Here is a 15,081-nt window from a genome sequence, read left to right as displayed (position 1 = left end):
ACCTTTTTCATTTTATTTTATACTTTGGTTTCGAATTATTTCTTTTTGTTTTTATTACTATTGTAAAGAAAACAAATGAAACTAATTAAAAGTTATAGGGAGATAAAATGAAAAGAACTGAATCAATCAGGCAATTAAAGGAAGCAGGTGAACAACCGTGGGATCTTATCATAATAGGCGGCGGCGCTACCGGTCTTGGTATCGCTATGGATGCCGCCACCAGGAATTACCGGACCCTGTTGCTGGAACAGGCCGACTTCGCCAAAGGAACTTCCAGTCGCAGTACCAAACTGGTACATGGCGGCGTAAGATACCTGGCGCAGGGCGACATCGCCCTTGTACGGGAAGCCCTGTATGAAAGAGGACTGCTGCTTAACAACGCCCCGCACCTGGCCCATAACCAGCAATTTATCATCCCGCAGTATAACTGGTGGCAAGGCCCCTTTTATACCATCGGCCTCAAAATCTATGATCTCCTGTCCGGGAAACTGAGCCTCGGACGCTCCCGGCATATCGGCAGGGCAGAAGTGATCAACAGGTTGCCCACCATCCGGAAAGAAGGACTGAAAGGAGGGATTGTTTATCACGACGGACAGTTTGATGATGCCCGCCTGGCAGTAGACATCGCACAAACCGCCGTTGAAAACGGCGCCGTACTGCTCAACTACTTCAAAGTAAACGGCCTCGTTAAAAACAGCGCCGGCAAAATAAGCGGTGTCCGCACACAGGACCTGGAAACCAATGAAACCTTCACCCTCCGGGCCAAAACAGTGATCAACGCCACCGGCGTATTTGTAGATGAAGTACTGCAACTGGACAACCCCGCAGCGCCTAATATGGTGAAACCCAGTCAGGGTGTACACCTGGTGCTGGACCCTTCTTTCCTCAACAGCAAAAGCGCTATCATGATCCCGAAAACGGACGATGGCCGCGTACTGTTTGCCGTGCCCTGGAATAATAAAGTACTGCTGGGAACCACCGACACACCGCTCGATGAACACAGCATGGAACCCATTGCACTGGAAGAAGAGATCAGCTTTATTTTAAATACCGCAGGCAAATACCTCGATCGTCCGCCCGCACGTGAAGATGTACTCAGCGTATTCGCCGGGTTACGTCCGCTGGCAGCGCCACAAAAAGAAACCGGCAGCACAAAGGAAATTTCCCGCAGTCATAAAATACTGGTAGCCCCCTCCGGACTGATCACCATCACCGGCGGTAAATGGACCACCTTCCGCAGGATGGCAGAAGATACAGTGGATCAGGCCATCAAAACCGGCGGACTGGTACCGGTTGGATGCAAAACAAAATCGCTGCATATCCACGGGTACCAGCAACAACCTTCCGCGCCCGCACCACTGGACGTATACGGCAGCGACGCTGCCAGGATACAGGCATTTATGGCACTGTACCCCGGCACGAAAGAACAGCTGCACCCACGCCTGCCCTACATCAAGGCACAGGTGATCTGGGCAGTAAAACATGAAATGGCCCAAACCGTGGAAGATGTGCTGGCCAGGCGTTTGCGCGCACTTTTCCTGGATGCGCAGGCTGCTATAGACATGGCGCCCGCAGTAGCTGCTATCATGGCTGCAGAAATGAACAAAGACATCACCTGGCAACAAAAACAGGTGAAGGATTTTATGCAGGTGGCACAACACTACCTCCTGAAAAACGGTACTACCTATAAACAACTGAAGGTTACGGCATAGACTAAACGAAAAAGAATACATCCACGTAAACATCCACGCAGAAAAAGAAAAACATGATCAGATACATTATGGCAATGGATCAGGGCACAACCAGCTCACGGGCCATTATCTTCGACAAAGCCGGCGTAATTATTTCCACGGCGCAGAAAGAATTCACACAACTGTTCCCGCAACCCGGATGGGTGGAACACGATCCCGCTGAAATATGGAGCAGCCAGATCGGCGTAGCCACAGAAGCAATGGCGAAAGTAGGGCTGGAAGGCGGCAACATCGCTGCCATTGGCATCACCAACCAACGGGAAACCACCCTGGTATGGGACCGCGAAACCGGTAAGCCGGTGTACAATGCCATCGTATGGCAGGACAGGCGCACTGCCGCTTTCTGCGACGATCTTAAAGCTGCAGGCAAAGAAACGCTGGTACGCGAAAAAACGGGTCTTGTTATTGACGCCTACTTCTCCGGAACAAAAATCAGGTGGATCCTGGACAATGTACCCGGGGCACGGGAACGCGCCAACGAAGGCAAGCTGGCTTTCGGAACAGTAGACTCCTGGCTGATCTGGAACCTCACTCACGGCGCCGTGCATGCGACCGATATCACCAACGCTTCCCGCACCATGCTGTTTAATATCCACACACAGGCATGGGACGATGAACTGCTGGCCATGCTGGATATCCCGGCATCTATGCTGCCGGAAGTAAAACAATCCAGCGAAGTATGCGGCGAAACCGCGCCCGGCATCTTTGCCGTACAAATCCCCATTGCAGGTGTTGCCGGCGATCAGCACGCGGCCCTCTTCGGACAAATGTGTACCGCTCCCGGCATGGTGAAAAATACCTATGGAACCGGTTGTTTTATGCTGATGAACATCGGCGACACACCCATCATCAGCAAAAATAATCTCCTCACTACAGTAGCCTGGAAAGTAAACGGACAGGTACAGTACGCACTGGAAGGCAGCATCTTTATCGCCGGCGCTATTGTGCAGTGGCTGCGCGACGGTCTTGGTATCATCCGGGCCTCTTCTGAAGTGGAAGCCCTGGCCGCCAGCGTGGAGCAAAACGACGGCGTATACCTGGTACCCGCCTTCGCAGGGCTTGGCGCCCCGCACTGGGACCAGCACGCACGCGGTACCCTCGTAGGCATGACACGCGGCACCAACGCCGCGCATATTGCACGCGCCGCACTGGAAAGCATCGCCTATCAAACCATGGAAGTGCTGAAAGCAATGGAAGCAGATGCCAACATCAGCATAAAGGAATTAAGAGTAGATGGCGGCGCTACCGGCAACAACCTGCTGATGCAATTCCAGGCAGATATCCTGCAAACAAAAGTAGTGCGCCCGGGCATTACAGAAACAACCGCCCTGGGAGCAGCCTATCTCGCCGGACTGGCTACCGGCTACTGGCAGAACCTGGAAGAAATTGCCAGCCAGTGGAAAATGGAAAAATGCTTCTCTCCAAAACTGGAACAGGAACAACGGCAGCAATGGATCAACGGATGGAACCGCGCAGTAAATGCCGCAAAAGCATGGGCTCACCAATAAAATTATAAACTATGTATCCTTATTTAGCTGAATTCATAGGTACCGCCTTATTGCTGCTGCTGGGAAACGGCGTGGTAGCCAACGTGGTACTGCATCAAACGAAAGGTAACAGCAGCGGCTGGATCGTGATCACCACCGGCTGGGCGCTGGCCGTATTTGTTGGAGTAGTGTTCGCCGGCCCGTACAGCGGCGCGCATCTTAATCCCGCTGTTACCATCGCACTGGCCACAGCCGGCAAATTCAACTGGGCTGATGTGCCTTTGTTTATTGTCATGCAGATGCTGGGCGCTATGCTGGGCACTACACTGGTATGGCTCAATTACAAAGACCATCTCAATAACACACCGGACAAAGGATTGCAACGCGCCGTGTTTTGCACGGAGCCGGCTATACGAAATATCTGGCGCAACTTCATCTGCGAAGCTACCGGCACCTTTGTATTGCTTTTTACCATCTTCTATTTCACCAATGCAGAAGTAGGACCGGAGAAAACACCGATGGGCCTGGGATCTCTCGGCGCACTGCCGGTAATGCTGCTGGTATGGTCTATCGGGTTGTCGCTCGGCGGAACCACCGGCTATGCCATCAATCCGGCCAGGGACCTGGGGCCGCGTATCATGTATGCGCTGCTGCCTATAAAAGGAAAAGGACACAGCGACTGGAACTATTCCTGGGTACCCGTTTTCGGACCAGTGGCCGGCGCTGTACTTGCTGCTTCATTATACCTGTTACTGAAGTAAATAACGTTTACCTATATACGCAATTAATAACACGTTAGAACCACGTACAATGAAAAAAAAGATCAATATCAGCCTTATAGGCAGCGCACTGGCAGTTGCCGCGGTATGCACCTTTAACGCCTGTAAAACAACCAAAACAACTACGGCTGCAAAAAATGGATATCCTTCTTTTTATACAGTAGGACATCGCGGCACAAGGGGCCTGATGCCGGAGAACACCATTCCCGCTATGTACCGCGGCTTGACCGAAGGCGCCAATACTATTGAGTTTGATGTACATATCACCAAAGACGGACAGGTAATGGTATACCACGATGCCTCTTTTACACCATCGTATACCACCATGCCGGATGGAAAAGATATCCCTGCGGAGAAACACACGGACTATGTTTTTTACCAGATGAACTATGCTGACATCCGCCCGTTTATCATCGGTGAAAAACCATACCCGGCCTACCCGGAGCAACAGCGCATGCGCTCCTACGCACCACTGCTGTCTGAAATGATAGACTCCGTGGAAGCCTATACGAAAGCGCATCACCTGCCCGCGCCTTATTATCTGCTGGAAATAAAATCTTCCGAAAAAACGGATGGTAAGGAACAGCCGGCGCCGGAAGAGTATATGGACAAACTGATGGCCGTAAAACAATTACAACCGCTTGGGAAACGGCTGCTGGTGCAGTCTTTCGACATGCGCCCACTACAGGTACTGCACCGCAGGTATCCTGATATGGCACTTGGATTTCTGACAGCTGATAAAAAGAACGGGTTCGATCAGCACCTGGCGCAACTGGGCTTTACCCCGTTTTTTTATAATCCATACTATAAGCTGGTAACACCGGAGCTGGTGAGCAAATGCCACGCTAAACATATTAAAATTGTTCCGTGGACAGTGGACGATGTTAACGAAATGAAAAAACTGAAAGCACAGGACGTTGATGGTATTATAACCGACTATCCGAACAGGTTACGCGAAGCAGGGCTCTGACCATTATTTATCTACCAGAATACTAACAAAAAAAACAAACACACTTATGAAATTCTTTTCACGATTCCGCCTGTTAAAGCCGGCGACTTTCCTGTTGCTGTGTATCGGGATCATTGGCGCCGGCAGCCTATCCCTGCATGCGCAGGATATTCCCGTTACCGGTAAGGTAACTGCTGCCAACGGCACTCCGCTGATAGGAGTGAACGTTCAGGTAGCGGGTACCAGCCGCGGCGCCGCCACCGACGTAAACGGTGCTTTTAAATTAACTGCACCTAAAGACGCTACACTGAAATTCACCTTTATAGGCTACCTGCCCAAAGAGGTGAAAGTAAAATCCGCTACTGTACTGGTAGTACTGCAGGAAGACATTCAAAAACTAAACGACGTAGTGGTAGTAGGTTATGGCACGCAGAAAAAAGCCACCCTCACCGGCGCCATTACTACGGTAAATATGGTGGACAAAGAAGGCCAGCCGCTTACCAACGTGAGTAACGCACTGCACGGCGTACCCGGCGTATTCGCTAACCTGAGCAACAGTCAGCCGGGTGTGGATCGCAGCACCATCCGCATCAGGGGATTGAACACCTTCGGCAGCAGCGATCCCAGGGCCAACGACCCGCTGGTATTGGTAGATGGTATTGAATACTCTATGGATGAACTCAATCCAAACGATATTGAAACCGTTACGGTACTGAAAGATGCTGCTGCAGCCATTTACGGCTCCCGCGGTTCCAACGGCGTTATCCTTGTTACCACTAAAAAAGGAAGAGGTACCTCCCGCGTAAACTACAGCTACTACTACGGTCAGCAGAAAGCTACTTACCTGCCGGATGTGATCACCGATCCCATCGCGTACATGAAACTGAAAAACCAGGCGCTCATCAATGAAGGAAAAGCAATTGAATATGCAGAAGCGGATATAGACGAATACCAGAAAGGAATGGCTACAGATCCTTTCACCTATCCTGCAAACGATTGGTATAAGATTGCCCTGAAAAACGGCGTGATCCAGAAACATGACCTGAGCATTTCCGGTAGCTCCGATAAATACCAATACCGCCTGTCACTCGGCTATCTCGATAGAAACGGTATCCTCTTCGGACCAGGCAACCATGAAAAGAAATATTCTGTGGGGCTGAATGCTTCAATGGATGTAACCAAACGTTTACGCGCAGGTATCACCATGGATGGTTACTACAGAACCTACACCACACCATTTTATACGGACACCTGGAACTACCTGGCCCGTACATTGCCTATTCTCACGGATACGCTGCGGGACGGCCGCTACGGCAACTCCTGGCTCAGAACCGCCGGTCGTAACAACTGGGAAAACCCACGTATGCTGGCATACAACGGTTTACAGACCAAACAGATCCAACGCTTCCTGACTACCGTTTTTGCAGAGTATAAACTGCCTTTTGATATCAATTATAATATCAAATTTGGTGTGGATAAGTATGATGGTTTGCTCAGCGGCTTTACACCACGTATGCAAACCTTTAATCCTAAATCAGGCGCGCCTATCAACTGGAACAGTCCCGCTACTGCACCACGGTCAGCTAAAACGGATTATAACGATATGAACATTCATTTCTATAACACGCTCGACTGGAAACACCAGTTTAAAGAGAAACATAACCTCTCTGCCATGCTGGGCGCCAGTTATGATAACTTCGATTCTGACTCATGGGCAGCCAGTATGTATGGCTACCTGGATGGACGACTGGATGCTTTAAGTGTAGGTACCACCTGGAACGCTACCTCAGGAAATCTTACCCGTGATGTACTGGAATCTTATTTTGGTCGTGTTAACTACGATTACGATGGTAAATACCTGTTGGAAGCTACCTTCCGTTATGATGGTTCCAGCCGCCTCGGAAAGCATAGCCGCTGGGCATTTTTCCCTTCTGTATCCGCCGGCTGGCGTATCGATAAAGAAGCCTTCTTTCATTCTGATTTCATCAACGTGCTGAAGCTGCGCGCTTCCGCTGGTAAATTGGGTAACCAGGCCATTGCACTCTACACTACAGAGCCAATGGTAAATCTTGGTGAAGACTATAGTTTCGGCGGCGTATTAAATTCCGGAGCCGCAAAAATTGCAGATGCAGATTCTACCCTCAGATGGGAAATTACCAATGCATACAATGTCGGTGTTGATGTTAACCTGTGGAATAATCGTATAGGCCTTACCGTTGATGCATATAAGAAACGCACAAACGGTATCCTTCGTGAAGTGGGCATGCCTTCCCAGGTGGGTAACCTTGCCGGCGCCAAACAAAACGTAGGTACGGTAGATAATACAGGTTTTGAAGTAACGGCACAATACCGCGATCATATCGGCGAAGTGGATTTGAATGTGTATGGAAGTGTGGCTTACAATAAAAATGAAGTAGTAGACCTGCATGGTGAAATTATTTATGGTACAGGTACCATCACACAGGCAGGATCTCCTATTGAATCTTTTTATATACTGCAGGCAGAAGGTATTTTCCAGAACCAGGCAGAAATAGCTGCCAGTGCAAAACAATCTGCCAATACAAAACCAGGTTACATCAAATTCAGGGATGTTAATAACGATGGTATTATTAATGGCGATGATCGTGTAATTGTGAACAGCTCTTCCTCTGTACCAAAGTATACTTATGGTTTCGGGTTTAATGTAGGCTACAAAGGGATCACGCTCAGTGCTGCATTTCAGGGTATTGGCGGTGTAAAGGTATTGCCTACTGCCAACCTTGCCTATCCGTTCAACAATGGCGCCAATGCCACCTGGGAATGGACAAGGGATGCCTGGACGCCTGAAAAACCAGATGCACGTTTACCAATCGTAACCACCAGCACCGGCAGCATCGATAATTTCCAGCGCTCTACTTTCTGGTTAAGGGATAACTCATACCTGAGAATGAAAAACATCCAGTTGGGCTACGCACTGCCGCAGCTATGGTTGTCGAAAGCAAAGATCCAGAAAGTGAGTGTGTTTATCAACGCAGAAAACCTGCTGACTTTCTCCCGGTATAAAGATTTCGATCCGGAATCCATACTGGATCAAACCACGTTGTATACTTATCCAATGTTGAAAACCTTTAACGGTGGTATTAACGTTACCTTCTAAACATCCAAATCATGAATAGTATGAAAAAGATATATCTCTTACTTTCCTGCACAGGTCTACTTGCTGCAGGTTGCAACAAAAGCCTGCTGGATACTTCTCCTCACGACCGCTACCCGGAATCAACGTTCTGGCAAACACCGGAAGCGGCCAATGCCGGCCTGGTAGGCTGCTACTCCGTGTTGCGCAACCAGGGCGTCTTTGGTGGTAAAACTTCCAACAATGCCACCGCGCTTTGGGAAGAAACCCTTTCTCCCAACGCTTACAACCAAACGGATGCGATGAGCTTTAACTCTATTGCCCGTGGTACACAGATGTCGAGTACCGGTGGTATCGTTACCGCCCGTTACTCTGATTGCTACAGCGGTATTGGCCGTTGCAATACCTTTTTGAAGAAAGTAGATGAAGTAACAGCCATTGATGAGGCCACACGGAGAAGAATGAAAGGAGAGGCTTACTTCCTGCGTGGACTGTACTATTTTATCCTGGAAAATTATTACGGTGCGGTGCCGCTAATCCTGGACCCGCCGGATAAAAGCACCCAGGCTAAACTGCCGCGCACACCACGTGCAGAAGTGGTGACCAGTGTGTTGAAAGACCTGGACAGCGCTGCAGCTATATTACCGGTAAAATTCACCGGGGCAGATCTGGGTCGTGCCACCAAAGGCGCAGCTATGGCGTTGAAAGCAAGGATCCTGTTATACGAAGCCAGTCCGCTGCTAAACACTTCCAACGATCTGGCGAAATGGAAAGCAGCTGCTGATGCCGCCAAAGCAGTGATGGATTTGCCGGGTACAGGCTACGGACTCTTTGCCGATTACCGTGGATTGTTTTTACAACCCAATGAAAATAACAAGGAAGTTATTTTTGATGTACAGTATGTTTTCCCGCAGCAGGGTAGCTCATTTGACCTGATCTGTGCGCAATACAACACCAACGCGCCTTTGCTGGATCTGGCCAAAACCTACTACATGAATAATGGGCTGCCTGTTACTGATCCGGCTTCAGGATACAAGGCCGACAGTCCGTATCTCCGTCGTGATCCGCGTTTATACGGTACCTTCACTTACCCGACCGATATGTACCGCGGTGCTGTTATTTCTGCCACCCGTTTTGCTATTACCGGTTATGGTATGAAGAAGTATAGCCTCTATGATAGCATTGCTCCGCCAAAAGATAAGGCAGATCTGAAAGACGGCCAGTCTGATATCAACTTTATTGTACTGAGATATGCCGACATCCTGATGATGTACGCAGAAGCGCAGAATGAAGTAAGCGGCCCGGATGCTTCTATCTTTGCGGCACTCGACAAGATCCGCGACAGGGTGAAGATGCCGCATATTTCCAATACTTTATCCAAAGACGCGCTGCGTGCGGAAATCCGTCATGAGAGAAGGGTGGAATTTGCCGGTGAAGGATTGTATTACAACGACATCCGCCGCTGGAAAACCGCTGAAACCGTGATGAATGCGTCTATTGAGAATTACAACGGGAAGAAGATTGAAACCCGTACGTTCGATAAACTACGCGATTACTGGTGGCCGATCCCGGTAGGGGAAAAAGATCTGAACCCTAACCTGGAACAGAATCAGGGATATTAATTGTCAGGTATGTTATGCAGATATGCAGTTACACAGTAGCTGCATATCTGCATTTTTTATTAGTCATAGATGGATACGTCGTCAATGGAGAAGTCTTCCTCCAGCTGTACTTTGATCTCCGAACCCGGAAAGATTTTTTCAGAGATAAAATTAAGCATGAAACCCTCCGGAAATACTTCAATGCCTGCTAAGGTAAGGTCATTTATGAGGGCCGTCAGCTCATCAGAAGAGGGCGGCACATCCTGTTGCCCATAGGCGCTTTCGTTGATCTCCTTTGCAACGGCGTCAACAATTTCCTGGTACTTCCCACTATCCAGGTAGGCCACCAGCTTTTTTGCTTCTTCCACCAGGGGCGCAAAGTCGTCCGGTTCAGTACTCACCGTTTCCGGGTCTATCATCAGGGAAACGGGCTCCTGTATGGCGGCCAGCTTTACTTTGGCGGTAAGCATATTTTCTTCGATATGGCCATCTATAATTTCAGGGCCAAAACTATGTTTCTTTGCCATCTTGTTGAAATTGACCGAATATAACAAATCGACGGGAATATAGGGCCGGACTTTTACCGGATTTTTTCTTCAGGAGATATAAAAAGGGAATGTTATTTTTGTTGGTATAGAATAGGACAGCAGCTTTGTTTTCCTGAAAACGCAATTTAACAGTGACAATTTAATTAACCCGGTATGAACCACGTATTTGAACAGGTTTACGAGATGGAGGCGGTAAGCGGATTATCCAAACATGAACAATTGGTGAATGGTATTTTAAACGCCATACAAAATAAAGGTTTGGCACAGGGGGATATGTTGCCTTCTGTAAATGAACTGATCAACGAGTTTGGTTTCGCGCGGGAAACAATTGCAAAAGCCTATAAGGAGCTGGTAAGCAGGGGGATTGTAGAGCCCAGGAACCGGGTTGGCTTTTTCGTGGCCAATGTGAATATAAAGCAACACCTGCGCATCGCCCTCGTACTGTTTGCATTTGACGCCTTCCAGGAAATGTTCTATAAAACCTTTCGCGCCGGCTTAGGCAAGGATGTGCATATCGATATTTTCTTCCATCATAATAATATAGAGGTACTGCAAAGTATCGTGAACAGCATAAAAGGAAAGTATGGCATGTACGTGGTGGCGCCCATTCCGCACAACAAAACCGCCGGTATCCTTGGCGTGTTGCCTATGGATAAGTTCCTGATGATTGATCGCTACGAACCTATTCCCGGTGAATACTCCTATGTGGCACAAGAGTTTAAGCAGTCTTCCTACAAAGCCTTTTCTGCCCTGGCAGGCGTGATCAAGCAATATAAAGGAATGGTGTATTATCACCGGCCCGTAGCCGATACCCCCATAGAGATCCTCCAGGCATTTAAAAAGTTTGTAAAAGATTTTAATATCAAAAGTGAGATAAAGCCGGAATACCTGCCTGGCACCCTCGAGAAAGGAAAGGTGTATTTCACTATCAACAACGCTGAGCTGTGGACCATGCTCAAGGATTGCAAGCAAATGAAACTCAAGCCCGGTAAGGATATCGGTATCCTGTCGCACAACGATGATATTGTAAAAGAACTGATTTTCGACGGGATCACCACCTATACCACCGATTTCAAGCTCATGGCGGAAAAGGCCGCTGCTTTTGTACTAACCCGCGAAAAGATCCAGGAAATAATCCCCACTGTACTCATCAGGAGAAAGTCGTTATAAACCGTTTTATGAATGTTTTTATGTGTAAGGGATACGTGTTAAACGTATCTCTTACGCTTCTTATGATATTGTTTTAGCCTAACCTGATTGCCGTTTAACCCTTCCTCCCTTTTTTTGCAGCGCTGTAAAAAATAATCCCGCATTTCTTTTGGCGGTTATGAAAAAAATATATATTTGCTATAGGATAGTATAGGATAGTACAGTATAGAATCGCATTCCTTTTTCACGTGATACCAGAATCAATCATTAATTACGATAGAACTATAGTTTCCAGGTTATGATGGAATGAATGAAGCAAACGTTATGAAATAAAACTTTTTCTCCCTTTTACATTAATTACTGAATGCCACGTACACTTATGATGGCCGTTTATCCTGCTGGGTATCCGGAAGCGTCATGATGCTTTAATACACGTTATGGTTTTTTATTCTTCCAATAATTGCTCTTAATATGTTCAGGAAATTTACTTGCTACAAGAAGAGATTTACTGCCGCTTTGCCAACGGCATTATCCACTCCCCGCTACCTTTTGATCCTGCTGCTGTTGATGCTGGCAGGCAACGTTCATGCGCAAACACCGGCCAGGGTAACTATTACCGGATCGGTGTCCGATACCACCGGCAGATCCCTGGAAGGCGCTACTATCTCGGTAAACGGCAGAAGTTCCAGCGGAACAGCCACCGACCGGAATGGTAAATTTATCCTTGATGTACCGGTAGGCGCTACCATTCAGGTAACCTTCGTAGGCTTTATCGAACAGCGGTTTGTGGTAAACGCCACGCAAAAAGATTATCATCTCCGGATGAAAAGTGTGATCGCCTCTGTAGATGAAGTAGTAGTAACAGCCTTCGGCCGAAAGCAACGAAAAGAAGCGGTAGTTGGCTCGGTTACCAGTATTAATCCCGAGGACCTGAAAATTCCTACCAGTAACTTAACCAACGCCCTGGCCGGTCAGATGGCCGGCGTAATCGCCTTCCAGCGCGGTGGTCAGCCCGGGGCAGATAACTCGCAGTTCTTTATCCGCGGGGTTACCACCCTCGGGTACAGCGCCAGTCCGCTTATCCTTGTGGACAACGTGGAACTGAGCGCCAACGATCTGGCCCGTTTACAGGTAGATGATATCGCCAGCTTTTCTATTTTGAAAGATGCGAGTGCTGCAGCCCTGTACGGCGCCAGGGGCGCCAACGGCGTGATCCTCGTTACTACAAAAGAAGGTAAACCGGGAAAAGCCAGGGTAAGTGTACGCCTGGAAGATGCCATCTCAACACCCACACAAAACCTCAAACTGGCAGACCCGATTACTTTCATGAATCAATACAATGAAGCCGTAACTACCAGGAACCCATTGGCTACACCGTATTTCACGCCTAACACCATACTCGCTACCAAAGCTACCATCGATAAAGCACCGGGCAGCAATCCGTATGTATACCCGGCGGTAGACTGGATGAAGACATTGTTCAAAGATCAAACTACCACCAAACGCGCCAACTTCAGCGTGCAGGGCGGATCAGATGTTACCAAATATTATATCGCCGGCTCTTATGCCCGCGACAACGGCATCTTACAGGTAAACCCGGTGAATAACTTTAACTCCGGGATGAAGTTCGAAAACTACCAGCTGCGTTCTAACGTGAACGTAAAAATTACTAAAACAACAGAAGCAGTGGTGCGTCTATGGGGTAACTTTAACGACTATACGGGACCTATTACAAGCGATGCCTCCGGATTGGCCACCGACCTGTATTCCAGGGCGCTGCATACCAGCCCGGTGGCATTTCCAGCCTATTATGAACCGGATGCGGCAAATGCCAACACCAATCATATCCTGTTTGGCAGCGCCTACGGTAACGATGGCTCCCTGTTAAATAACCCCTACGCCAACCTGATGTACGGGTATAAAAACTTTTCTGAATCCAGGATGTCGGCGCAGTTTGAGCTGAACCAGGACTTCAACTTCATCACAGAAGGACTTACCTTCAGAGGTATTTTCAGCACCAACCGCTATTCTTATTTTGACCTGAGCCGCTCCTACAAACCATTCTATTATGGCGTGGGCAGCTATGATCCCGATGCCAATTCGTATGTACTCAACTGGCTGAACAGCTCACCCGGCCAGGCACAGGAATTCCTCGGTTATTCTGAAGGCGCCAAAAACATTTACAGCTACATCTATTTACAGGGCGCTATAGATTATAACCGCGACTTCGGGAAAAGTAACCTGAGCGGAACGCTGATAGGTACCCGTCAGCAAACATTGTACGGCAATGCCGGAAGTTTGTTAGGATCACTACCTTATCGTAACCTCGGTTTTTCCGGAAGGGCAACTTATTCATTCGATAAAAAGTATTTCGTTGAGTTTAACTTTGGTTACAACGGATCGGAAAGATTTGCACCGCAACATCGCTGGGGCTTCTTTCCCACCATCGGCGGCGCCTGGGTGGTATCCAATGAGTCATTCTGGGAAGGCGGCATCGCAAAAATTATTTCCCGCCTGAAGATCCGCGGCAGTTACGGATTGGTAGGGAATGATAATATCGGTAACCAACGCTTTTTCTATCTCTCCAGCGTAACCCCGGATGATGCCAATGGTCCCGGTGCTACCTTTGGTACCAACAACAGCTTCACGCTGAAAGGTACTACCATACAGGCTTATCCTAACCCGGATGTGACCTGGGAAACCTCTAAGAAAGGCAACCTGGCAGTAGAAATGACCATCGCCAACAAACTCAATGTAACCGCGGAAGTATATAACGAAAACCGTTACAACATCCTGATCAAACGTGGCTATATCCCTGTTACCGCCGGTATTGAAGGTTCAGCCTCCGATAATCTCCAGGCAAACCTCGGAAAAGTGGATTCAAAAGGCTTCGATCTTCATCTCGATTACAAACAAAATTTTTCAAAAGATATGTGGCTGACGGTGATGGCCAACCTCACAGTAACAGATAATAAAGTTCGCTACTTTGAAGAGCCGGAGTATAAATATGCTTACCGCTTCTCTACCGGTAACCCGGTTAACCAGCAGTTTGGATATGTGGCCGAACGCCTTTTTGTAGATGATAAAGAAGCCGCCAACTCACCTGTGCAAAACTTTGGCAGCGAGTTTCCTAAAGGTGGTGATATCAAGTATAGAGATATTAATGGCGATGGAGTAATTAACCAGGACGACCAGGTGCCCATCGGTTTACCTACCACACCACAGATCATTTATGGTTTCGGTTTTTCCTTCGGGTATAAGAGTTTCGATGTGAGCGCTTTTTTCCAGGGACTGGCAAGAGAATCCTTCTTCATTAATCCCAAAACTACCGCGCCATTCGTAGACAACGCCCAGTTGTTACAGGCATACGCCGACAATCACTGGTCGGAAGAAAACCAGAACCTCTACGCCCTGTGGCCGCGGTTGTCTACCTCACACATTGCCAACAACGAACAAAGCAGCACGTGGTGGCTGCGTGATGGAAGTTTCATGCGGTTGAAGTCTGTTGAAATGGGTTATTCACTCCCAAAAAGATGGATCGCGCCATTACGGTTAACCAACTTCCGCGTATACTTCAGTGGTCTGAACCTGCTCACCTTCAGCAAATTCAAACTGTGGGATCCGGAGCAGGCGGGTAACGGCTTTGCCTACCCGATCCAGAAAGTATTCAACCTGGGTGTAAATCTTAATTTCTAAGTATAAAAA

9 protein-coding genes are annotated in these 15,081 nt (G+C 48.3%); 8 read left to right on the top strand and 1 reads right to left on the bottom strand.

Translation table 11 applies throughout. From position 1 onward, the window contains the following. The first annotated feature begins 107 nt into the window (after positions 1-107). The 6 genes from V7S65_RS16115 to V7S65_RS16090 are packed head-to-tail and all read left to right on the top strand — an operon-like array spanning position 108 to position 9,700. Positions 108-1,712, top strand: coding sequence for a glycerol-3-phosphate dehydrogenase/oxidase (locus tag V7S65_RS16115; protein WP_336387248.1), 1,605 nt, complete (start codon positions 108-110; stop codon positions 1,710-1,712). 53 nt (positions 1,713-1,765) lie between these two features. Continuing rightward, the gene (gene glpK / locus V7S65_RS16110; RefSeq protein WP_336387247.1) at positions 1,766-3,259 is read left to right on the top strand and encodes a glycerol kinase GlpK; all 1,494 of its coding nucleotides are present in this window, start codon (positions 1,766-1,768) and stop codon (positions 3,257-3,259) included. 11 nt (positions 3,260-3,270) lie between these two features. Continuing rightward, entirely contained in the window at positions 3,271-3,999 is a 729-nt protein-coding gene (locus V7S65_RS16105) for an MIP/aquaporin family protein (protein WP_336387246.1), read from the top strand. A gap of 49 nt (positions 4,000-4,048) precedes the next feature. Further along, a complete protein-coding gene (locus tag V7S65_RS16100) occupies positions 4,049-4,987 on the top strand; it encodes a glycerophosphodiester phosphodiesterase family protein (protein WP_336387245.1) in 939 nt (312 codons plus the stop codon). A gap of 46 nt (positions 4,988-5,033) precedes the next feature. After that, on the top strand, positions 5,034-8,102 hold the full coding sequence (locus V7S65_RS16095) for a SusC/RagA family TonB-linked outer membrane protein (RefSeq protein ID WP_336387244.1): 3,069 nt from the start codon (positions 5,034-5,036) through the stop codon (positions 8,100-8,102). Positions 8,103-8,122: 20 nt separating this feature from the next. Beyond that, positions 8,123-9,700 carry a RagB/SusD family nutrient uptake outer membrane protein gene (locus V7S65_RS16090; protein ID WP_336387243.1) on the top strand — a complete coding sequence of 526 codons (1,578 nt, stop codon included), beginning with the start codon at positions 8,123-8,125 and terminating at the stop codon, positions 9,698-9,700. Between the two features lie 59 nt (positions 9,701-9,759). Here the strand turns inward: V7S65_RS16090 and V7S65_RS16085 are convergent, their stop codons facing one another. Further along, positions 9,760-10,206, bottom strand: coding sequence for a hypothetical protein (locus V7S65_RS16085; protein WP_079469093.1), 447 nt, complete (start codon positions 10,204-10,206; stop codon positions 9,760-9,762). A 174-nt stretch (positions 10,207-10,380) separates the two neighbouring features. On the opposite strand from V7S65_RS16085, the gene V7S65_RS16080 reads away from it, so the two are divergent. Together V7S65_RS16080 and V7S65_RS16075 are read left to right on the top strand one after the other, a co-directional pair. Further along, positions 10,381-11,397 (top strand): GntR family transcriptional regulator, encoded by a 1,017-nt coding sequence (locus V7S65_RS16080; RefSeq protein WP_336387242.1) that lies wholly within the window; start codon positions 10,381-10,383, stop codon positions 11,395-11,397. Between the two features lie 450 nt (positions 11,398-11,847). Continuing rightward, on the top strand, positions 11,848-15,072 hold the full coding sequence (locus V7S65_RS16075) for a SusC/RagA family TonB-linked outer membrane protein (RefSeq protein WP_336387241.1): 3,225 nt from the start codon (positions 11,848-11,850) through the stop codon (positions 15,070-15,072). The last annotated feature ends 9 nt before the right edge of the window (positions 15,073-15,081 follow it).

It is taken from the genome of Chitinophaga sp. CCNWYY40 (assembly GCF_037483205.1).
Classification (GTDB): Bacteria; Bacteroidota; Bacteroidia; order Chitinophagales; family Chitinophagaceae; genus Chitinophaga; species Chitinophaga ginsengisegetis.
The sequence above is the reverse complement of the archived record's forward strand: the minus strand, read 5'-3'. Positions and strand labels throughout refer to the sequence as shown.

What these genes read in the sequence shown, in the direction of transcription:
- V7S65_RS16115 (WP_336387248.1), top strand. Translation starts at nt 108, where the DNA reads ATGAAAAGAACTGAATCAATCAGGCAATTAAAGGAAGCAGGTGAACAA.
- glpK (WP_336387247.1), top strand. Translation starts at nt 1,766, where the DNA reads ATGATCAGATACATTATGGCAATGGATCAGGGCACAACCAGCTCACGG.
- V7S65_RS16105 (WP_336387246.1), top strand. Translation starts at nt 3,271, where the DNA reads ATGTATCCTTATTTAGCTGAATTCATAGGTACCGCCTTATTGCTGCTG.
- V7S65_RS16100 (WP_336387245.1), top strand. Translation starts at nt 4,049, where the DNA reads ATGAAAAAAAAGATCAATATCAGCCTTATAGGCAGCGCACTGGCAGTT.
- V7S65_RS16095 (WP_336387244.1), top strand. Translation starts at nt 5,034, where the DNA reads ATGAAATTCTTTTCACGATTCCGCCTGTTAAAGCCGGCGACTTTCCTG.
- V7S65_RS16090 (WP_336387243.1), top strand. Translation starts at nt 8,123, where the DNA reads ATGAAAAAGATATATCTCTTACTTTCCTGCACAGGTCTACTTGCTGCA.
- V7S65_RS16085 (WP_079469093.1), bottom strand. Translation starts at nt 10,206, where the DNA reads ATGGCAAAGAAACATAGTTTTGGCCCTGAAATTATAGATGGCCATATC.
- V7S65_RS16080 (WP_336387242.1), top strand. Translation starts at nt 10,381, where the DNA reads ATGAACCACGTATTTGAACAGGTTTACGAGATGGAGGCGGTAAGCGGA.
- V7S65_RS16075 (WP_336387241.1), top strand. Translation starts at nt 11,848, where the DNA reads ATGTTCAGGAAATTTACTTGCTACAAGAAGAGATTTACTGCCGCTTTG.